21 protein-coding genes are annotated in these 20,212 nt (G+C 66.5%); 7 read left to right on the forward strand and 14 right to left on the reverse strand.

What is annotated here, in order from left to right:
- Positions 1-98: 98 nt before the first annotated feature.
- From RS899_RS13970 to RS899_RS13995, 6 genes are all read right to left on the reverse strand, one after another.
- Entirely contained in the window at positions 99-581 is a 483-nt protein-coding gene (locus RS899_RS13970) for an Lrp/AsnC family transcriptional regulator (RefSeq protein WP_024763763.1), read from the reverse strand.
- A 156-nt stretch (positions 582-737) separates the two neighbouring features.
- Positions 738-2,081, reverse strand: a complete 1,344-nt coding sequence (locus tag RS899_RS13975) for an APC family permease (RefSeq protein WP_315810260.1) — start codon at positions 2,079-2,081, stop codon at positions 738-740.
- Positions 2,082-2,194: 113 nt separating this feature from the next.
- A complete protein-coding gene (locus RS899_RS13980) occupies positions 2,195-2,938 on the reverse strand; it encodes an N-formylglutamate amidohydrolase (RefSeq protein ID WP_315810261.1) in 744 nt (247 codons plus the stop codon).
- The gene (locus RS899_RS13985; protein WP_054908577.1) at positions 2,922-4,262 is read right to left on the reverse strand and encodes a glutamine synthetase family protein; all 1,341 of its coding nucleotides are present in this window, start codon (positions 4,260-4,262) and stop codon (positions 2,922-2,924) included. The genes RS899_RS13980 and RS899_RS13985 overlap by 17 nt, the downstream gene beginning before the upstream one ends.
- Positions 4,263-4,277: 15 nt before the next feature.
- Complete coding sequence (locus RS899_RS13990; protein WP_315810262.1) at positions 4,278-4,919, reverse strand: isochorismatase family cysteine hydrolase; 642 nt, start codon at positions 4,917-4,919, stop codon at positions 4,278-4,280.
- Positions 4,920-4,921: 2 nt separating this feature from the next.
- Positions 4,922-5,779 (reverse strand): MurR/RpiR family transcriptional regulator, encoded by an 858-nt coding sequence (locus tag RS899_RS13995; protein ID WP_054908575.1) that lies wholly within the window; start codon positions 5,777-5,779, stop codon positions 4,922-4,924.
- Between the two features lie 199 nt (positions 5,780-5,978).
- Between RS899_RS13995 and RS899_RS14000 the strand changes: the two genes are divergently transcribed.
- On the forward strand, positions 5,979-6,560 hold the full coding sequence (locus RS899_RS14000) for a sugar O-acetyltransferase (protein ID WP_315810263.1): 582 nt from the start codon (positions 5,979-5,981) through the stop codon (positions 6,558-6,560).
- Positions 6,561-6,589: 29 nt separating this feature from the next.
- Here RS899_RS14000 and RS899_RS14005 read toward each other — a convergent pair whose 3' ends face one another.
- Together RS899_RS14005 and RS899_RS14010 are read right to left on the reverse strand one after the other, a co-directional pair.
- On the reverse strand, positions 6,590-6,844 hold the full coding sequence (locus RS899_RS14005; RefSeq protein WP_024763757.1) for a hypothetical protein: 255 nt from the start codon (positions 6,842-6,844) through the stop codon (positions 6,590-6,592).
- 153 nt (positions 6,845-6,997) lie between these two features.
- Positions 6,998-8,530, reverse strand: coding sequence for an MFS transporter (locus RS899_RS14010; protein ID WP_315810264.1), 1,533 nt, complete (start codon positions 8,528-8,530; stop codon positions 6,998-7,000).
- Between the two features lie 140 nt (positions 8,531-8,670).
- Between RS899_RS14010 and RS899_RS14015 the strand changes: the two genes are divergently transcribed.
- Entirely contained in the window at positions 8,671-9,561 is an 891-nt protein-coding gene (locus RS899_RS14015; protein WP_315810265.1) for a LysR family transcriptional regulator, read from the forward strand.
- Here the strand turns inward: RS899_RS14015 and RS899_RS14020 are convergent.
- Positions 9,531-9,884 carry a VOC family protein gene (locus RS899_RS14020; protein WP_315810266.1) on the reverse strand — a complete coding sequence of 118 codons (354 nt, stop codon included), beginning with the start codon at positions 9,882-9,884 and terminating at the stop codon, positions 9,531-9,533. The two genes, RS899_RS14015 and RS899_RS14020, sit on opposite strands and share 31 nt — an antisense overlap.
- A gap of 143 nt (positions 9,885-10,027) precedes the next feature.
- Between RS899_RS14020 and RS899_RS14025 the strand changes: the two genes are divergently transcribed.
- Together RS899_RS14025 and RS899_RS14030 are read left to right on the forward strand one after the other, a co-directional pair.
- Complete coding sequence (locus RS899_RS14025; RefSeq protein ID WP_315810267.1) at positions 10,028-10,804, forward strand: helix-turn-helix transcriptional regulator; 777 nt, start codon at positions 10,028-10,030, stop codon at positions 10,802-10,804.
- 173 nt (positions 10,805-10,977) lie between these two features.
- Entirely contained in the window at positions 10,978-11,478 is a 501-nt protein-coding gene (locus RS899_RS14030) for an ATP-dependent zinc protease family protein (protein ID WP_315810268.1), read from the forward strand.
- Here RS899_RS14030 and ptrR read toward each other — a convergent pair.
- On the reverse strand, positions 11,475-12,374 hold the full coding sequence (ptrR, locus tag RS899_RS14035) for a putrescine utilization regulator PtrR (RefSeq protein WP_315810269.1): 900 nt from the start codon (positions 12,372-12,374) through the stop codon (positions 11,475-11,477). The two genes, RS899_RS14030 and ptrR, sit on opposite strands and share 4 nt — an antisense overlap.
- A gap of 106 nt (positions 12,375-12,480) precedes the next feature.
- On the opposite strand from ptrR, the gene RS899_RS14040 reads away from it, so the two are divergent.
- The gene (locus RS899_RS14040; RefSeq protein ID WP_315810270.1) at positions 12,481-13,869 is read left to right on the forward strand and encodes an aldehyde dehydrogenase family protein; all 1,389 of its coding nucleotides are present in this window, start codon (positions 12,481-12,483) and stop codon (positions 13,867-13,869) included.
- 58 nt (positions 13,870-13,927) lie between these two features.
- Here the strand turns inward: RS899_RS14040 and hemN are convergent, their stop codons facing one another.
- The gene (gene hemN / locus RS899_RS14045) at positions 13,928-15,325 is read right to left on the reverse strand and encodes an oxygen-independent coproporphyrinogen III oxidase (RefSeq protein WP_315810271.1); all 1,398 of its coding nucleotides are present in this window, start codon (positions 15,323-15,325) and stop codon (positions 13,928-13,930) included.
- 155 nt (positions 15,326-15,480) lie between these two features.
- Positions 15,481-15,744: a hypothetical protein gene (locus RS899_RS14050; protein ID WP_037015552.1), complete on the reverse strand. Its 264-nt coding sequence runs from the start codon at positions 15,742-15,744 to the stop codon at positions 15,481-15,483.
- Between the two features lie 217 nt (positions 15,745-15,961).
- Between RS899_RS14050 and RS899_RS14055 the strand changes: the two genes are divergently transcribed.
- Positions 15,962-17,143 carry a GGDEF domain-containing protein gene (locus RS899_RS14055; RefSeq protein WP_315810272.1) on the forward strand — a complete coding sequence of 394 codons (1,182 nt, stop codon included), beginning with the start codon at positions 15,962-15,964 and terminating at the stop codon, positions 17,141-17,143.
- A 67-nt stretch (positions 17,144-17,210) separates the two neighbouring features.
- On the opposite strand, the gene aguA is transcribed toward RS899_RS14055, so the two are convergent.
- The gene (aguA, locus tag RS899_RS14060; protein ID WP_315810273.1) at positions 17,211-18,326 is read right to left on the reverse strand and encodes an agmatine deiminase; all 1,116 of its coding nucleotides are present in this window, start codon (positions 18,324-18,326) and stop codon (positions 17,211-17,213) included.
- Positions 18,327-18,393: 67 nt separating this feature from the next.
- On the opposite strand from aguA, the gene RS899_RS14065 reads away from it, so the two are divergent.
- Positions 18,394-18,594, forward strand: coding sequence for a hypothetical protein (locus RS899_RS14065; RefSeq protein ID WP_139092928.1), 201 nt, complete (start codon positions 18,394-18,396; stop codon positions 18,592-18,594).
- On the opposite strand, the gene RS899_RS14070 is transcribed toward RS899_RS14065, so the two are convergent.
- Positions 18,569-19,456: a LysR substrate-binding domain-containing protein gene (locus tag RS899_RS14070; RefSeq protein WP_054908564.1), complete on the reverse strand. Its 888-nt coding sequence runs from the start codon at positions 19,454-19,456 to the stop codon at positions 18,569-18,571. The genes RS899_RS14065 and RS899_RS14070 overlap by 26 nt on opposite strands.
- Positions 19,457-20,212 lie beyond the last annotated feature (756 nt).

Consider the following 20,212-nt stretch of genomic DNA (forward strand, 5'->3'; position numbering starts at 1 on the left):
AACAGCCGATTCGGCTGTGCGTCTAGCAGCCTTCGACAGGCCGATATTGCAGGCGGAAAACCCAAGGAACTGGCGCCGCCGGAGGGGACGCCGAAGGGCTAGCTGGCAGATTCCTTGATGGTCGTCAGCTCGGGATGGGCGACCAGCTTGTCGATGTGCAGGCTCTCGTCGTTCAGCCAGGTTTCGGTCAGCGCGCGGTAGTGCTCCATGTCCCGGCAGCGCATGCGCACGCTGTAGTCGAAGGTCCCGCTGATCAGCTGGCAGTGCAGCACTTCCGGGCAGGCGATGACGCGGGCCTCGAAGGCCTTCTGCGCACTTCGGCCGCTCTGGTTCGACAGTGCGACCAGTACCAGCAGCGAGAGCCCGGCGGAAATCTTCTGCTCGTCGATGACGGCGCCGTAGCCACGGATGATGCCGTGTCGCTCCAGTTTGCGGACGCGCTCCTGGCAGGGGCGCGGGGTGAGGTGCACAAGGGCGGACAGCTTGCCGTAGGTGATGCGGCCCTGGTGACGGAGGATGCGGATGATCTCCTCGTCGATGCGGTCCAGGGTGAAGGGGCTGTCCTGATCTTTCCTGCTCATGATGCTTCGCGATGATTGGTCAGTCGTGCCGGCTTCCCTGCCCCGGCGAAAGCAGTCGGTGGAAACACTGCCCGCCACCGACCCGGATCTTTATGGGGCACGCCCCGCCGTCTGTCAAAGTGCGCCGTGCCGTCTGCGACAGCACGGCGCACCCGGTCAGATTTCCCGCGCCAGCTCGCTGCCGTTGCCACGTCGGCTGAGCACCGCGAGGTACACCAGGCCGATGGCGATCCAGCCCACCCCCAGCTCCTGTGCTTCACGGCTCATGCTGAACAGCACGTAGGCGATGATCACCAGCCCCACCAGCGGGAACACCAGGTGGCGCAGTACCCGGCCGCTCTTCTGGCGGATGAAGTAATGGTTGATCACTGCGATGTGCAGCAGGCAGAAGCCGGTCAGCGCGCCGAAGTTGACCAGCGAGGTGAGCGCGTCCGGCGAGTCGAGGAAGTAGATGCCGATGCCCAGCGACAGCACACCCACCAGGTACAGGCTGATGTGCGGGGTCTGGTACTTCGGGTGCACCTTGGCCAGCACGCGCGGCAACTTGCCGTCGCGGGCCATGGAGTACAGCAGACGGGAAACCGCAGCCTGCGAGGTGATCGACACGGTCACGCCCCAGGCCAGCGCAGTGGCCACTGCGGTCAGCGTGGACAGCCAGCTGCCGCCGGCCGCTTCGGCGATCTCGTAGAAGGCGGTGTCCGCCGACTTGAAGGTCATGCCGGCGGCAAGGTCGGTGGCCAGCCAGGTCTGTACGATGAAGATGGCACCCATGACGAACAGCGCGATCAGCGAGGCGCGGCCGATCTGCTTGGCCGGGTCGCCCTTGACCTCTTCGGCGAGGGTGGAAATCGCGTCGAAACCGAGGAACGACAGCACCGCGATAGACACCGCCTTCATCACCAGGCCGAGGTTGAAATGCTCCGGTTGCAGGAGCGGTTCCAGGGTCAGCCGGCCATTGCCCATGCCACCCTGCAGCGCCTGGTAACCAACGACCAGGAAGATCGCCAGGACCACCAGTTCGGCGATCAGGAACAGCAGGTTGAAGCGGGCCGCCAGGGTGATGCCGCGCAGGTTGATGAGCGTGGCGGACACCAGGAAGATCAGCATGAACACCAGCTTGGGAATCGCCGGGAACAGGTGGTTCAGCGCCAGCGCGCTGAACACGTAGAGCAGCGGCGGGATCAGCAGGTAGTCCAGCAGCAGGACCCAGCCGGCGATGAAGCCGACGTTGGGGTGGATGCCGCGCTGGGCGTAGGAGTACACCGAGCCGGCGATGGGAAACGCGCGGGACATCGCGCCATAGCTCAGCGCGGTGAAGAGCATCGCCACCATGCCCACCAGGTAGGCCATCGGCACCATGCCGTGGGCGTCCGCGTGGACCCAGCCGTAAACGCCGAAGGGCGCGATCGGGATCATGAAGATCATCCCGTAGATCACCAGGTCGCCGAGCGTCAGGCTGCGGCGGAGTTGTTGCTTGTATCCGAACTGTTCGATAGCCACGGGGCACTTCCTCTGGGAACGGCAGCTGTAAGGGTTCGGCGCTCATGCGCTGAATTGTTGTTGTTTTCAGAACCTGCCCGGCCAGTCGAACGGGGCCAGCCGGGTTGGGGTCCTCAGAGCCAGGGAGCCAGGCGTAATGCCCAGGCTTCCACCCCTTGCGGGGTCCGCAGTCCGTCATTGCGGATTTCGATCAGCACGGCGTCCACGCCGCGTTCGTCGCCATGTACCGGGACGGTCATGTCCTCCAACGGGTCGATCACATAGGGCTGGTTGGCGCCGATCTCTTCGCCGCTCTCCCGCAGCCCCGCCACCATGCGCTGGGCGTAGGCTTCGGCCTTGGCGTAGAGCACCCCGGCGACCCACGGGCGAGGCTCGCCGCGATAGCTCGGAGTGAAGCTGTGCACGCCCACCAGACGAGTCGGCCGGCCAGCAGCCAGGCGCTCGTCGAGCAGCGCGGTCAGTTGTTGGTGGAACGGCTCGAACAGGCGCGCCACCCTCTCCTGCCGGGCCGCTGCGCTCAGGTTGCAGTTGCCGGGAATCGGGTAGATCTCGCTGTGCTCGGGAATCGCATCCGGAGCAGACAGCGGCCGGTTGAGGTCGATCAGCAGGCGCGAGTAGTTGGCCACCAGCAGCGTGGCGTCCAGGCGCGCCGACAGCTCGCGGGCCAGGTCCAGCGCGCCGATGTCCCAGGCGATGTGCTCGGCGGCCGCCGTGTCGTCCAGGCCCAGTTGCGCCAGCTCCTCGGGGATGTAGCGGCTGGCGTGTTCGCAGACCAGCAGCACCGGGCTCTTGCCCTGCGGGTTGACGATCTCGAACGGCGGGCGCCGGTAAAGGCCGGATTCAGTAGAACTTTGCATAGGATTCACAGAGTTGTTCTTCGCTGAGTTCACGGGTCAGGGCCAGTTCCTGGCGCTTCATGGCGACGTAGGTCTGCAGCAGGGCCGGCGGCAGCTGCGCGCAGAGTTCGCTATCGGCCAGCAGCAGGCGCTGGGCCTCCTCCAGCGAACCGGGCAGGGACTTGATGCCCAGCTCCTCGCGCTGCGCATCGCTGAGGCTGTGCGGGTCGACATCGGTGACCGCCGACAGCGGCAGCTCCTGCTGCATGCCCAGGCGCCCGGCGATCAGCACCGCAGCCATGGCCAGGTGCGGGCTGGCGGTGGCGTCCATAGGGCGGAATTCCAGGTTGAACTGACGCGCCTTGGGCTTGCCGCCAATCTCCACCACCGGGCAGATGCGCAGCGCCGCTTCGCGGTTGCGCAGGCCCAGGCAGGCATAGGCGGCGCTCCAGTGGTGCGGTTTCAGCCGCAGGTAGGACACCGCCGTCGGTGCGGTCAGCGCGCACAGTGCCGGCAGGTGGCGCAGCACGCCGGCGGCCCAGTGTTCGGCGAGCGTGGACAGGTTGGTCGGCGCGGCCTCGTCGTAGAACACCGGAGTGCCATCCAGGCGTTGCAGGCTCAGGTGCAGGTGCACGCCGTTGGTCACGGCGCCGGGCGCCAGCAGCGGCGTGAAGCTGCTGCGCCAGCCGAACTGGCGGGCGATCTCGCGGGTGACTTCGCGGACGTTCACCGCGCGGTCCGCCGCAGCAACGCCCTGGGTCGGCCGGCAGGTGACCTCGTACTGGTTGCGGCCGTACTCGGGCAGGAACATTTCCGGCTCGGCGCCGATCTGCTCCAGCGCGCTCATCAGCCAACCGCCGAAGTTGCCGGTCTGCCGCTGCGCCTGCAGGGAGAAGGCGGCGGCATGCTCGTCCGGCAGGCCGAGCAGGTTGAATTCGTGTTCGAAGGCGGCGGTGACCTGCAGGCCCAGTTCGCGGTAACGGGCGATCTCTTCGCGCAGCAGCGTACGCGGGCAGACCGGCCACGGCGCGCCGGTAGTCGTCACCAGATCGCCATGCAGGTAATCCAGCGGCGCGGCCTGGGAATCGGGGCCGTTTTCCAGGCGCACCCGGCTGCTCGGGTCGGGCAGCAGGCGCAGGTCGCCGTGGCTGCCCCAGGGGTTGTCGTCGGCAATGATGTCCTGTGGCGTCAGCGCGCTGTTGGCGGGCACCCAGCCACAGCCGGTGGCCAGTTGCTCGGCGACTTCCGATTCGGGAAGCGAGCGGCCGCGGGTGATGCCGCAGAGGTCGGTGGTGACGAAGCTGGTCAGGCGCATCGGAGCGGGATTGTTATTGTTCTGACTCATGACGTTCTCCCGGCCTCAGGCCAGCGCGGCGATGCGGGCCAGCACGCTGTCGGTGTCGGCGATCCAGCAGTAACCCTTGATCGCTTCCAGGCAGGCCTGGTGGCGTTCGGCGGTGTGGGTGGCGCAGGCGTCTTCCACCAGGGTGACGAGGTAGCCACGGTCGGCGGCGTCGCGCACGGCCATGTCCACGCACTGGTCGGTGACCACGCCGCAGATGATCAGGTGGCGGGTATTGAGGTTGCGCAGCACGTAGTCGATGGCGGTGGAGTTGAAGACGCCCGAGGATGTCTTCGGCAGGACGATCTCGTTTTCCCGCGGCGCCAGGGCATCGATCACCTGGGCGTCCGGGCTGCCCTTGGGCAGGTGCATGTCGGAGAGCTTGTGGTCCAGCGAGCGGTCGCGGCCATCGGCGGTAAGGCTCTCGATGATGGTGTGCAGCACTTCCCCGCCGACTTCGCGCATGGCCGCCAGCAGGCGCTGCTGGTTGGGTATCACGCTCGCCTCGACGCGGTCGTAGAAGTAGCGGTGCGTCTGCGGATCGACATGCGCATCGCGGCCGGGAATGACCCAGGCGTTCTGCATGTCGACGAACAGGATGGCGGTCTGGCCGCGGGTGAATGGCAGGTCACGGGGCGAGTGGTGGGGCAAGCTGAACACGGTCATTCCTCAAGGATGTGGCTGCCGAAGGCAGCTCTCAGGTGGTCGATGCCTTCCAGGCGTTCGTCGAGCTGGCCGTCCATGCGCGCTACCAGGCTGGCAATCAGCGCTTCGACCTGGGCCATGGTCGGCACCAGGGTGTCGAAGGGCGACGGGGACTCCACCGGGGCGCTGATGATCAGGTCGGCGAACTCGCGCAGCGGCGAGTCGTAGATATCGGTGAACAGCACCACGCGTGCGCCACGGGCCTTGGCCGCACGGGTAACGCCGAGCGCCTGGGCCTGGTAGCGGCGGTAGTCGAACACCACCACCAGCGTCTGGCGGTCGATATCGCCCAACTGGTCGGGCAGCGCTGCGCCGTCATCCAGCAGCAGGCAGCCGCTGCGCAGCATGCGCAGGTGCGCCACCAGGTAGCCGGCGACGAAGCGGCTGAAACGGCCGCCATGGCAGAGAACGCGCAGCTTGGGATCGAGCAGCCAGTCAGCGAGCAGGCGAACGTCGTCGGCCTGGGTCAGGGCCAGGGTGCGCTGGATGCCTTCGCTGGCGTCGCTCAGGTAATTGGACCAGACGTCGTCGCGGCTCATGCCTTCGCGGCGCCCGGCGAGCAGGGTGCGCGGTGAACGCAGGCGGTCATCCACCTCGGCCATCAGGGCATTCTGGAAGTCGCTGTAGCCACTGAAGCCGAGCTTCTTCACCAGCCGCAGGATGCTCGGATCACTGACGCCGGCCTGGCGCGCGAGGCGCGACATCGGCCCGAGGCCGCTGCGCGGGTAGTCGTCGAGCAAGGCGCGCAGGACTTTGCGCTCGGCCTTGGTGAGTTCGACTTCCGGGGTATTCAGGCGGTCTTTGAGTGTGAGCATGGGTGCGCCTCTTGTTGTGGCTAATTTGTATAATGTGCTCCATAAACTTTCAATATCTATTTTCTGTAGTATTCACTACCAAACCTGGGCACGCCCATCGACCGCTCGAAGCAGAGCCGCGCCTGCCATTTTCCGCAAAGGGAACCGGTGCGTTCTCCAGGACGTCGAACGCCTTCAAAGCCGCCAGGAATCAACCTTGATGAACGAGCTGGAAAAAGCTGCCGCCGGGCTGCTCTACGACGCCAATCACGACCCGCAGGTGCTGCGCCAGCGCGCCGAGGCCAAGGCGAAACTCTTCGACTTCAACCACAGCCACCCGGATGACCGGGCGCGCCGCGAGGCGATTCTCACAGGGCTGTTTGGCAGCATTGGCGAAGGCTTCGTCATCGAAGGCCCGTTGCACTGCGACTACGGCTTCAACATCGAGATCGGCGCGCGCTTCTACGCCAACGTCAACCTGGTGATCCTCGATGGCGCGAAGGTCAGCATCGGCAATGACGTGTTCATTGCGCCCAACGTCGGCATCTACACCGCCGGCCACCCGCTGGACGCCGAGCGGCGCAACCAGGGCCTGGAGTACGCGCACCCGGTGAGCGTTGGCGACAACGTGTGGATCGGCGCGGGGGTGAACATCCTGCCCGGCGTGAGCATCGGCGCGAACAGCGTGATCGGCGCTGGCGCCGTGGTGGTGCGCGACATTCCCGAAGGGGTGCTGGCAGCCGGCAATCCGGCGCGCGTGATTCGCCCGATCACCGAGGCCGACCGCCAACGCTACCGCTGACGGCTACCGCCAGGGTGCGCGGCGCTTCCTCAGGCGTCGTGGTCGAGGCGCTCGACCCAGCGCTCCGCCGCATCGTGGGACGCCTGGAACGCCTCTTCGTGGGATTCCCACGGGCCGACCACCACGTCCAGCGGCGAGACGCCAGCGGGAACCTTCGCCAGCGACAGCAGCACTTCGCCCACCTTGCCGGGGGCGATGTAGCGTGGCGACATCAACACGGCGACGCCGGTGGAAGTCAGGTATTCACTGGGTGCCATGAATTCCGGCTCGACTGACTGCTGCATGCGGTTCTCCCCTTGGCCGCGGATGGCCCGTTCTGCGCTGAGTGGCGGAGACGAAGCGCACAACGCGCACTCTCCCTGATTCCTGACCCGGCCGGGCGAACCACAGTTCCGGCAACCACCGCCCTCCTGCCCGCCAGCGGACAAACGGCCGTTTCAAGCGGGCACCGGCTCGTGGACCGGCATCGGCCGGCCAAGCAGCGTGCCAACCATCACGGCAAACACCAGCGCCGCAATGCCCGCCACCAGCAGCACACTCTCGAACCCGCCGATGAAGGCTTGGCGCACAGCAGGTGCCAACGCGTCGCGCAGTGCCGGGTCAATCACCGAAAGCGCAGCGCTGAAGTCGCCAGCCGCCGCACGGGTCGCCATCTCGGCGGCCTTGTCCAGTTGCGCAGGCGCCACCGTTGCCAGCACATCTCGCAGCAACTGGGCGCTGCGTGCGGACAGCACGCCACCGAGAATGCCGATGGCCAGCACGATGGCGGCGAAGCGCGTCGTGGTGCTCAGGCCCGAGGCCATGCCGGTGCGCTCACGGGGCACGCAGGCCATGATGTTCTTCTGCGTATCGCCGTTGAGCAGCCCGGCGCCGGCCCCCAGCACCAGGCTGGCCAGGGCGAACGGCAAGTACTCCCCCTGCCCGGCCGCCAGTGCGCAAAGCAGGTTGCCCGCGCCGACCAGCACCAGCCCCAGGGCGAAGACCTGCGCCGGACTGAAGCGGCTGTTCAGGCGCATGCCCAGGCGCGGGGTCAGAAGCATGGCGACGGCGAAGGGCAGCATCCCGGCACCGGCCGCGACAGCGGAGAGCTGCAGGCCGTTCTGCAGGTACAGCGGCAGCAGCGTCATCATCACCTGGGCGCAGGCGGCGTAGGCGAACATGCCGAGCAAGGCGCCGATGAAGCGCCCGCTGCGCATCAGCCGCAAATCGATCATCGGCCGCGCCTGGCTGCGCTCCACCATCACGAAGAGGCCCAGCAGGCCGGCGCTGACCAGCAGGCGCGCGAGGGTCGGCGGGCTGTCCCAACCCACGCGATTGGCGTCGATCAACGCCCAGATCAGGTAACCCAGGCCACCGGCGAAGGTCAGACTACCCAGCGGGTCGAGGCGCGCGGCGGCACTGTCGCGGGATTCCTCGATGCTGCGCAGCGCCATGCCCCCGAGCAGCGCCACCAGCGGCAGGTTCAGGTAGAAGATCCAGCGCCAGCCCAGGGTGGCGGAGATGACCCCGCCCAGCAGCGGCGCGAAGGTGATGGTGGCGCCCATGCACGCGCCCCAGAAGGCCCAGGCCCGCAGGCGCTCTTCGGGCTCGTGGAAACGGTGGCCGATGGCGGCCAGCGCCGACGTCAGCAACAGGGCCGCGCCGACGCCCTTGGCCGCACGGGCAATGTCCAGGAACAGCAGGCTCGGCGCGGCCCCGCAGGCCAGCGAGGCCGCGCCGAACAGCACCAGCCCGAGCAGCAACATGCGCCGCCGGCCGAAGCGGTCGGCCAGGCTGCCGGCGGGCAGCAGGCAGGCAGCGAAGGCCAGCAGGTAAGCACTGACCACCCACTCGATGTCGGCAAAAGAGCCCGACAGGTCACGGGCGATACTGGGCAGCGAGACGGCAACGATGTTGGTGTCGAGGATGATCAGCGAGCACACCGCCGAGGCGGTCAGCAGGGTGAAGCGAGCGGAGGGACGTTCAGACATGGCAAGGCTTCCGGCGGCGGCCGCGCAGCCGTTCTTTGCTCTGGCGCTTGCGGCCTTGTAGTGTTGCCCCACGGTAACGCCCACGCGCGCCGGGCTTGTTAGCCATGGCGGCCTTCGTCATTAGCCTGCGACTAACGAACATGGAAATCCGCCATTTCCGCTACTTCCTAAGTGTCGCCCGCCACGGCCACTTCACCCGTGCGGCCGAACAGCTGGGCATCGCCCCGCCAACCCTCAGCCGACAGATCCAGGACATGGAGAAGGAACTGGGCGTACTGCTGTTCCAGCGCAGCCAACGCGAGGTGCGCCTGACCGCTGCAGGCGAGGCGCTGCTGAGTGAAGCCGAACTGGCGGTGCTCCAGTTCGATGCGGCGCAACTCGGCGCGCAGCGCGCCGGCCGGGGTGAAACCGGGCATCTGCGCGTGGGCTACGTGGCCTCGGCGGCCTATTCCGGCGTACTGCAGCAGCATGTCGAGCAATTCACCCGTACCTCGCCGGGCGTGGATCTCGACATCAGCGAAGCGCCCATGGCGCAATTGCCGGCGCAAATACGCGACGGGGCCCTCGACCTCGCCTACGTACGCTCGCCGATGAACCTGCCGGAGGAGCTGGAAGCCATCGCGCTGCTGGAGGAAGGCTTCGTCCTCGCCCTGCCCGCCGCCTCGCGCCTCAACGAACTGCCGGAGATTCGCGCCGCCCGCCTGAGCGACGAAACCTTCATCCTGCCCGAACAGATCTCCGGCACCCTGGAGGTCGCCAGCGCCGGCGGCTTCTCTCCGCACCTCGGCCAGCAGCCCGGCAGCCTGGTCGCGGTGATTGCGCTGGTCTCGCTCGGCCGCGGCATCGCCATCGTCCCCGAGTCGGTGGTGCGCCGCGTGCAGCTGCCGCGGGTCAACTACCGCCCGCTCGCCGATTGCCAGCCTCGCTCGTGGTTGTCGCTGCTGCACCGGCGTTTCGAGAAATCACCAGTGGCCCGACGCTACATCGAGCAGGTCCGGACTCAGTCCGCCGACCAGACCGCCAGCTCGTAGCCGTCCGGGTCGATGAAATGGAAGCGCCGGCCGCCAGGGAACGCAAATGTGGCGCGGCTGATGGTGGCGCCGGCGGCCTCCAGGCGGGCCTGGGCCTGCACCAGGTCATCGGTGTAGAGAATGACCAGCGGGCCGCCGGGGCGCACCGGTTCACCGGTGGTGAAGCCGCCGGTGAGGCGACCGTCGCTGAATTCGCTGTAGGTCGGGCCGTAGTCGGTGAAGGTCCAGCCGAAGGCGCTGCCGTAGAAGGCCTTGCTGCGCGCGATATCGCTGACGTTGAACTCGATGTTGTCGATCTGACGGTCGTTTCCACGAATACCCATAGTCGCCTCCTGGCAAGTCATGACCGCCTGATCCTACGGCAAATTCCGTTATGCAGAGCATGTTGCGCCAGTCAGCCGCAGCGTCATTGGCCATTTTGCACGGATTGACGAATAATCATCGCAACCCAGCCAAACCCGTCGCCATGCTCAACATTCCCCTCGCCAGCGTCGACGACGTCGACCGCGCCGTACTCGCCATCGGTACCGACTACCCGCTAGGCACCCTGCTCCAGCCGCACTCCCATCGGCGCGCACAGTTCCTCTATGGCATGAGCGGCCTGATGGAGGTGGAGACCGAGGACGGCGCCTGGGTAATCCCGCCCTACAGCGGTGTGTGGATTCCCGCCGGCAAGCGGCACCGGGTGCTGATGCGCGGGGTCAGCACCCGCAGCCTGTACATCGACCCGCAGGTGCCGGTGCGCGACACCTTCCTGTGCCAGGCGCTGACCGTCTCGCCGCTGCTGCACGAGCTGCTGCTGGCCAGTGTCGAAGTGCCGGCGCTGCACGACGAGGATGGCCGCGACGGCGACCTCCTGCGCCTGCTGCTCCATGAACTGCGCCAGGCTCCGAGCCTGCCGCTGTTCGCCCCGCTGCCGGCTCACTCGCGCCTGGCAGAGCTGTGCCGCGACTTCCTGCGCGCGCCGGACATCGGCATTACAGCGGATGCCTGGGCCGCCGAGCTGCACTGCAGCACGCGCACCTTCAGTCGCCTGTTCCGCCAGCAGACCGGACTCTCCTTCGGCGCCTGGCGCCAGCAGGCCTGCCTGCTCGCCGCCGTCACCCGCCTCTCCGCGGGTACGCCGGTAACGCGCGTGGCCCTGGAGCTGGGCTACGACAGCCCGAGTGCCTTTTCCAGCATGTTCCGCCGCAGCCTTGGGGTGGCACCGAGCAGCTATCAGGCGTCAGCGAGCAGCGCCTAACCCTGTGATCGGGCGCGATGAGCGGCCCGAGTGGTCGGTTCCGGTCTCCCACTCGTCGGGAAATAGCCATATGCCATCAAATGCACACGCCGACCACCCCACTTTAACGCCGCCATAACGTTCCGAGCTCAAGCATGGAATCGTCCGCCACGCGATTCCCTCGGAGAATGACCATGGAGTTGAATTCTCTCTCGCTCGCCATGCTGGTGCTGGCCTTCGCGGCCACGCTGAAATCCCGTTCCGAGCAGCTTCCCGTGGCGGGCTGGATCGAGGAGGCACGCCTCTACCCTGGCGCGATAACCTTGAAGGCCAAGCTGGATACCGGCGCCCTCACCTCTTCCCTGGACGCACGGGACATCCGCTACTTTCGCCGCGCTTCGCAGCAATGGGTGCGGTTTCGCGTGGTTGGCAGGAACCGCGAAACCGGCGAATCCTTCAGCCAGGAATTCGAACGCCCGCTGGTGCGCCGGGTGCGGTTGCGCGGCGCAGGCGGCGTCGATCACCGCCCGGTGGTGACGATGGAGATAGGCATCGGCCAGCAGGTGCTGGTGGAAGAGTTCTCCCTGCGCGACCGCAAGGACATGCTTTATCCGCTGCTGCTGGGGCGCCGCACCCTGGCACGCATCGGCCCGGTAGACACCCGCCGCACCTTCGCCCAATCGTCACGGCACTAAGCCTGGGTGTTCGAGTCGCCCGCCATGTCCAGCACCACCGCCTGCTCATCGACCAACTGGCGGAACAGCTCCAGCGACCGCGAGCGCGAGTCGCTGCGCCAGATCAGCCAGGTGTTCAGCCGGGCGAAGTCGCCGGCCATGGGCCAGGCGCTGACCGAGGCGCTGCCGGGCATGTTGCTCAGCATGCTGCGCGGCATCACCGCCAGGCCGCCACCAGCGCTCACGCAGGCGAGCATGCTGTGGTAGGACTCCAGCTCGCGGATGGCGCCGGGCGCCGCACCATCGGCGGCGAACCAGCGCTCGAAGTGATGGCGATAGGAGCAGTTGTCGCGGAATACGTAGATCATCTCACCATCGGCATCCCGGCCGCGCCGGATCGGCGAATGGTGCGACGGCGCGACTACCAGCATCTCCTCGTCGAACACCGGCACGCCCTCCAGCGCCGGATGCCTGATCGGCCCATCGACGAAGGCCGCGATCAGTTCGCCGGCGATCACCCCGTCAATCATCTCGCCCGAAGGCCCGGTGGAAAGGTCCAGCTCCACCTTCGGGTACTGCTGGTGGTAGCGCGCCAGCAGGCGCGGGATGCGAACCGCCGCGGTGCTCTCCAGCGAGCCGATGGGAAAGCGCCCGGTGGGCTCCTTGCCGGAGACCACCACCCTCGCCTCTTCCACCAGGCCGAGGATGCGCGTGGCGTAGACGAGGAAGTCGTGCCCGGCCAGGGACAACCGCAGGCGATTGTTCTCGCGGATGAACAGGTCGGCACCCAGGTCTGCTTCCAGCTGCTTGATCCGCGTGGTGAGGTTGGACGGCACCCGGTGCATGGCCTGGGCGGCGGCAGCGATGCTTTTGTGGGTCGCCACGGCACAGAAGATTTCCAGCTGGACCAGATCCATTTCATTCTCCAAGCGAGAGTGTAATCGTCATTATTATTCAGTTTTCATAAGCATCATTCAACGCGACACTGGCTCCATCCCGCCCACTCACCCTCAGGAGCGAGCCATGAACGTCACCCCGCAGACCCACGCGATCTCCCGCAACCCCGCCACTGGCGAGGTGATCGACAGCTACGCCTTCGAATCCGCCGAGGCCCTGGAGCAGGCCCTGGCCCGCGCAGCCCAAGGCTATGCCGGCTGGAAGCGCACGCCCATCGAGCAGCGTGCCGCCGCCCTGGTGCGTCTCGGCCAGGCCCTGCGCGCCAATGCCGACGCTTTCGCTGCCACCATCACCGCCGAGATGGGCAAGCCGATCACCCAGGCCCGTGGCGAAGTGGAAAAGTGCGCCGGCCTGTGCGACTGGTACGCCGCCAATGGTCCGCAGATGCTCGCCGCCGAGCCGACCAGCGTGGAGCACGAGCGCGCCTGGATCGAATACCGCCCGCTGGGCCCGATCCTCGCGGTGATGCCGTGGAACTTCCCGATCTGGCAGGTGCTGCGTGGCGCGGTGCCGGCGCTGTTGGCGGGCAACACCTACGTGCTCAAGCATGCGCCGAACGTCATGGGCAGCGCCTACCTGATGCTGCAGGCGTTCCAGCAGGCGGACTTCCCGGCAGGCGTGTTCGAGGTGATCAACGTCGGTAACGACCTGGTATCCCAGGCCATCCGCGACGACCGCATCGCCGCCGTGACCGTCACCGGCAGCGTGCGCGCCGGCTCGGCGATCGGCTCCCAGGCGGGCGCAGCGCTGAAGAAGTGCGTGCTGGAACTGGGTGGCTCGGACGCCTTTATCGTGCTTGCCGACGCCGACCTCGATGTCGCCGTGAAGGCGGCCGTCGCCGGGCGCTTCCAGAACTCCGGGCAGGTCTGCGCCGCAGCCAAGCGCTTCATCGTCGAGGACAGCATTGCCGACGTCTTCACCGAGCGTTTCGTCGCTGCCGCCCGCGAACTGGCGATGGGCGATCCGACCCAGGCGCAGACCTACGTTGGTCCGATGGCCCGCTTCGACCTGCGCGACGAGCTTGACGACCAGGTACAGCGCACCCTGGCCGAAGGCGCCACCCTGCTGCTGGGCGGTGGCAAGGTCGACGGCGCAGGCAACTTCTACCAGCCCACCGTGCTGGCCGACGTCACCCCGGACATGACCTCGTTCCGCGAAGAGCTGTTCGGCCCGGTGGCCTCGATCATCCGCGCGAAGGACGCTCGTCATGCGCTGGAGCTGGCCAACGACAGCGATTTCGGCCTGACTGCCACGGTGTTCACCGCCGACGTCGCCCGTGCACGGCAGATGACCGCCGAGCTGGATGTCGGTGGCGTGTTCATCAATGGCTACAGCGCCAGCGATCCCCGCGTCGGCTTCGGTGGTGTGAAGAAGAGCGGCTTCGGTCGCGAACTGTCGCACTTCGGCGTACGCGAGTTCTGCAACGCGCAGACCGTGTGGGTCGACCGCCGCTAAGCACTGAAAACGCAACGGCCCGCCTCGAAGGCGGGCCGTTTTGCATCCGGCTGCGGTATCAGATCGTGCGCGAGAAACGCTCCTGCTGCCCGCCGCCCAGGTAGGCATCGAAGGCCATGGCCACGCTGCGCATCATCAGTTGCCCCTGGGGCAGCAGCACCAGCGCATCGTCGTGCAGTTCGATCAGGCCGTCGCCAACCTGCTCCTGCAACTGCCGCAACGCCCCTTCGAAGTACTCGTCAAAACGAATGCCGTGGCTCTCCTCCAGCGGCGCGTAATCCACCCGGCCATGGCACATCAGCGCGCTGATCACCTCGCGGCGCAGGCAGTCGTCGTCAGTCAGGCGGTAGCCCTTGTGCACCGGCAGCAGGCCCTGGTCGAGCCGCGCGTAATACTGCGACAGCTCCTTCACGTTCTGCCCGTAGGTATCGCCGACCTTGCTGATGGACGAGACGCCCAGGGCAATCAGGTCACAGTCGGCGTGGGTCGAGTAACCCTGGAAGTTGCGCTGCAGGGTGCCGTTGTTGCGTGCGACCGTGAGCTCGTCGTCCGGCAGGGCAAAGTGGTCCATGCCGATATAGACGTAGCCCGCCTCGGTCAGCCGCTGGATGGTCAGTTCCAGCAGTTCCAGCTTGCGCTCGGGTGGCGGCATGTCCTCGCGGCGGATCAGCCGTTGCGCGCGCACCCGCTCCGGGAGATGGGCATAGCTGTAGGCGGCGATGCGGTCCGGGCGCAGGGCGATGATCCTGCTCAGCGTGGTGTCGAAACTCTCCACCGTTTGCAGCGGCAGGCCGTAGATCAGGTCCACCGACACCGACTTGAAACGCGCCTCGCGGGCCGCCTGTACCAGGTCGAAGACCTGCCGCTCGCTCTGTACGCGGTTGACCGCCTGCTGCACCTGCTCGTCGAAATCCTGCACGCCGAAACTCAGGCGGTTGAAGCCCTGGGCGCGCAGCTCGGCGATGCGTTCGCGGCTGATGGTGCGCGGGTCGACTTCGATGGAGAACTCGTGAGCATCGCTCTCGTCGAGGTTGAAATGCTCGCGCAGGCTGTCCATCACCTCGCCCAGCTGCTCGCTGCTCAGGTAGGTCGGCGTGCCGCCGCCCAGATGCAGCTGGGTGAGCTTGCGCGACCCGTCGAACAGCGCCGCCTGCAGGGCGATCTCGCGCTTGAGGTACTCCAGGTACTCCACGGCGCGGTGGGTCTTCTGGGTGATGATCTTGTTGCAGGCGCAGTAGTAGCAGAGGCTCTTGCAGAACGGGATGTGGATGTACACCGACAGCGGCTTGGCCGCGCTCTCGTTGCCGCGCTGGTTGCTGCGCTGGGCGGCCGCCCGGTAGTCGTCAGCGGCGAAGGCGCCATGGAACTGCGGCGCGGTGGGATAGGAGGTATAGCGCGGGCCGGGACGGTCGTACTTCTCCACCAGCGCGCGGTTGAAACTCATCGATTCGGGCATGACACGGGCTCCTGAGGCGCTGGCAGTCTGACGCTGCGAGTCGCGCGGCAACCTTACACCTGCCCGCGGGAGCGCTCCCTGCGCAGGATCAAGACTTCCATCCAGTCAGGCATATCGCAGCACTCTCACGCCAGTATCCGACCGCTGGCGCAGAATCAGGAGCCGTCGCGGCGGATGGTCGAGAGGAAGCTCGTGGGAATCGACATCAACAGGATGTAGGCCGACACCACCAGCATCAACCCGCCACTGCCCAGCAGCAGGTAGCGGCGCTCCTTCACCACCGTCATGTCCAGCCCGCCGGAGAAGAGGATCCATCCCAGCCCCGCCAGGGCCACGGTGAACAGGATCGCAATCAGGTAGCTGGCGGCGACGATCAGGAACCAGAGCGGACTCCAGCGCCGGCGTGTCGGCTTTTCCATGGCTTCGGGCCTCCCAGCCCCACAGCGAATACTCACGAATCCGCACAGTCTGATGGCCAGTGGCCGCTTCGGCAATGCGACAAAAGCGGAAGAAGCGCTTTCCAGACGCGACAGAACGGAGGGCAAACCCGACCGGAAGCACCGGCTGACATACCGGAAAACCAGCAAGGGCGCTTACAATCACGTTTTTTACCGCAAGTGCAGTACGGTTCAGGAAATGGCGCTCGATCCACCCACCATGTTGACTATTTCGGTCGCCCTAGCGGCGGCCGCAGCGCTGTATCTGGCCATCGAATGGCGCAGCGTGCGCGAACGCTCGCTGCTCTACTGGAGCGCCGGTTTCGCCACCATCACCCTCGGTTCCACCCTCGCGTTGCTGCGCATGAGCGGCTATCTGCTGGTCGGCATCTGGTTCGCCAACGGCCTGCTGGTGCTCGCGCACTGGTTCTTCCTCAGCGGGGTGGCGAAGTTCACCGAAGCACGGCTGTCACGGGGCTGGCTGCTCGTTCCGCTGACCTGGATAGCGCTGCTGGCGCTGCCCGACGGCGGCCCGCTGTGGTCCAAGCTCATGCTACTGGCCAATTCCTGGCTGGTCGCCCTGCTCTCCCTGCGCGCCAGCTACCTGTTGCGGCCCCACGGCAAGTCCCTGAGCGTGGGCGCGGTGCAGCTGCGCTACGTGATGCTGGTGCATGGCGCCTTCTACCTGGCCAAGGGCGCGACCGTGATCATCCCCGGCACGCTGATCGACCTCGCCGCCTTCCGTGGCGAGATCATCCAGATCTCCCTGGTGGAGGGCGCGATGGCGATCATGCTGATCGCCCTGTCGATGACCGGAACCGAACGCTACCGCCGCGAAAAGCGCATCGCCCGCCTCGCCGCGCGCGACCCGCTGACCGCCCTGTACAACCGCCGGGCCCTGGAAATGCGCGCGCCCCGCGTGTTCGAGGAAATCTCCCCCGAGCGCCCCGGCGCACTGCTGCTGATCGACATCGACAACTTCAAGCAGGTCAACGACCTGCACGGGCACACCGCTGGCGACCGCCTGCTGGTGACGCTCAGCGAGATGATCCGCGCGGCACTCCCCGAGCGGGCCGTGGCGGCGCGCCTGGGTGGCGATGAGTTCGTCATCCTGCTGAGCAATGTCGGCGGCGAGCAGGTGATGGCGCTGGCCAACAAGCTGCGCGAGCAGTTCCAGGCCACTGCCACGCAGAACTTTGCCACGCCCCAGGCGGTCACCCTGAGCATCGGCGCCAACCTGTTCGACCAGCCGCCGGCCAGCCTCGCCGCGCTGATCGAACAAGGCGACGCCGCGCTCTATGAATCCAAGCGCGGCGGCCGCGACAGCATCCGCCTGATGGACCGCACCCTGGCTGGTGGCGATCCGCTGCGGCTGGGCTGATGTTCGGAGCAGGATCAGGCCCCAGCGCCACAGCTGCGCAAGCACTGTGGCGTTTCCCTGAAACGACTCAGCTGCGGCGCACCGGCACCGCGTACTGGGGCATGGTGATGCAGCCGATGTTGCCGCCGCCCAGGAGGATTTCCCGCGAGTTGTCGATGCCGATCACGCGCTTCTCCGGGAACAGCTCGGCCAGCACGCCCTGGGCAATGCGGTCGTTGGGGTCGTTGAAGAACGGCATGACGATGGCGGAATTGCCGGTATAGAAGTTGATGTAGGAGGCGCAGATCTTCGTGCCTTCCTGGCGATCAAAACTGCCATCGACCTGGTCCAGTCCCTCGGCTTCGGCAGCGGTCCACTCCAGCACCCGCGGTTGTAGCAGCTTGTGCACCTCCAGCGCATTGCCGCGGGCATCGCGCGCGCTGCGCAGCACGTCGTAGGCCTCCTGATAAATCTCCCATTGCGGGTCGTCGCGGTCGTCGGTCCACTGCATCACCACCACGCCGGGCCGCACGAAGCAGGCAAGATCGTCGACGTGGCCATCGGTTTCGTCGAACTTGCAGCCACGGGGCAGCCAGATCACCTGCTCGGCGCCCAGGTAATCGCAGAGCCGGCGGGTGACTTCCTCCTTGCCCAGGTGAGCGTTGCGGTTGCAGTTGAGCAGGCACTGCTCGGTGGTCAGCAGGGTGCCCTGACCGTCGCTGCGGATGCTGCCCATCTCGGCGATGATCGACGCGCGATAGCGGTCTAAGCCTTCGATCTCGAGGATCTTCTGCGCGATCTGGTCGTCCTTGTCCCAGGGGTAGTAGAGGCCGCCGTCGAGACCACCGTAGGCGTTGAACTGGAAGTCCACGCCACGCATCTCGCCGGTTTCGTCATTGACCAGGAAGGCCGGGCCACTGTCGCGGAACCAGGTGTCGTTGCAGGTCATTTCCACCACCCGCACCTGCTCGGGCAGCATGCGGCGGGCGTTGGCGTATTGCGCGGCGGAAGCGCAGACGGTGACCGGCTCGCTGCTGGCGATGGCCGTCACCACCTCGACCCAGATCTTCTGCGCCGGCTTGCCGCCGTTGCGCCAGACGTCCGGCCGCTCCGGCCAGCCCAGCCAGCAGCGGGCCTTGGGTTCGAATTCACCGGGCAGGCGGAAGCCGTCCGCCTTGGGCATTGTCGAGTGGGTACGGGACATCGTGACGCTCCGGATTCAGGGAGGGGAATGGCCCAAGGTTGCCGACCCGGAGCGGCGGACACCATTGATGAATTTCGCGGAATACCTGAACTGGATTCATCATTCATCTGCAAAAACGATGAATTTCCATGCAAAGCAGGAGCGGACGCCGTCCGCGATGGTCTCGCCCGGCTCCCTGGCGTACTGGAACGGAGGTCAGTCGATCGCCAACAGAGCCCGCTCCAACGCGATCTCCACCCGCATCAGCTATCAACCAGTTGATCGGTAAACCACTCGATGAAGTCCGCCACCGCCGGCTTCTCCAGACGCAGGCGCTCGCAGACCAGGGCGTACTGCCCCAGGGAGGTGATCTGCGCGGCGAAGGGCCGGACCAGCCGGCCGCTGGCCAGGTCCTCGGCGCTGGTGAGGTTGTCGCCGATGGCCACGCCCTGCCCGCGCACCGCCGCCTCCATGGTCAGCCCGGCGTGGCCGAGGTAAACGTGCCGGCTGGGGCGGATGTCGCTGGCATGGGTGGTCAGCCAGGCAGTCCAGGACTTGCCGTCCTGGTCGTCGTGCAGCAGGCAATGCCGCGCCAGGTCACGCGGATGCTTGAGCGGCGACTGGTTGAACAGGCTGGGGCTGCACACCGGGAAGAACTGCAGGGTCGGCAACGGCCGCACGAAATAGCTGCTCGCGTCTGCCGGGCCGGTACCGTAGGTGATCGCCAGGTCGATCTCCGCGGCTGGCCCCGCTGCCTCCAGCGGCTGTTCGTGCAGGTGCAGGACGATCTCCGGGTAGCGTTCGGCGAAATCCGCCAGCCGGCCCACCAACCACTTCTGCGCCAGCTCGACCGTCACCGCCACATGCAGCTGGGCCTGGGACCCGGGATCGCGCAGCTCATCGCACGCCGTGCCGATCAGCTCGAAGGCCTGTTGCAGGCTGTGCAGCAGGCGGCGCGCCTGGGGAGTGGGCTGCACCTGGCGACCCTGGCGCTCGAACAGCGTCGCCCCCAGCTGCTCTTCCAACTGGCGAATCTGGTGGCTGACCGCGCTGTCGGTGACGCACAGCTCGGCGGCGGCGCGGCCGAAGTGCGCGTGGCGGGCAGCGGACTCAAAGGTACGCAGGGCGGTAAGCGAAGGCAGGCGGCGCATGGGCGGAGCATCTTTTCGAAAAGGCGGCCGGCATGCTGACCGACACGCCGGGCCCGATGCAAGGCAGAACCTTGCGACACATCGCGAAACGCAGCCTGTGGCGGAAGTAATTCAATTCATGACAGCCGCCACTCCGCGAAAGCTCGCTGCATTCCGCGAAACGTCGTCAACGCCGCGACCTCAGCCCGTCTCAACATGCAGATTGGATACGTTTCGTGCCCGCTGTTGTGTCGTGCAGGGCACATTGATCGCGTCTCGCAGCAAAAACCCGGTTGCATATCCCCTATCGCTATCTAGGCTCATCTGCACGCACGGATCCTGCACGGGACTAGGCCCAGCTGTCTCCAGGCCGGATTCGCAACGAATGCCATTCAACTGCCCGCAGGCGGTGAATGCCCGTCAGGGACCAGCAGGGGATGCTCGATGACAGCATGCGTACCAGGCGCAAAGAGGATCGACCGCGCCACCATTGCGACATCACTTTGTATCCTATTTTCCGGCACGGTCGCCGCGACCGGCATCTGGATGGACCAGGCCGGGCGTGAAGGCGCGTGCCTTGCCAGCGCCCCGGCATGCTGATGAGCGACCCGGCCCCACCTATGCAGCGCACATGAGGCCCCGAAACCCGATGCAGTGAACACCCAAAACTCGCTGGCAGTTACCTCGAAGGGTACAGCGCATCAAGCAAGAAGGAGCTTGAAATGAAACTGATCGCGCAATCTTCGAATGCAATGGATGGCCAGGGAGCTGCCAGGC

The organism is Pseudomonas sp. C9-3, from assembly GCF_032392015.1.
Lineage (GTDB): Bacteria > Pseudomonadota > Gammaproteobacteria > Pseudomonadales > Pseudomonadaceae > Pseudomonas > Pseudomonas nitroreducens.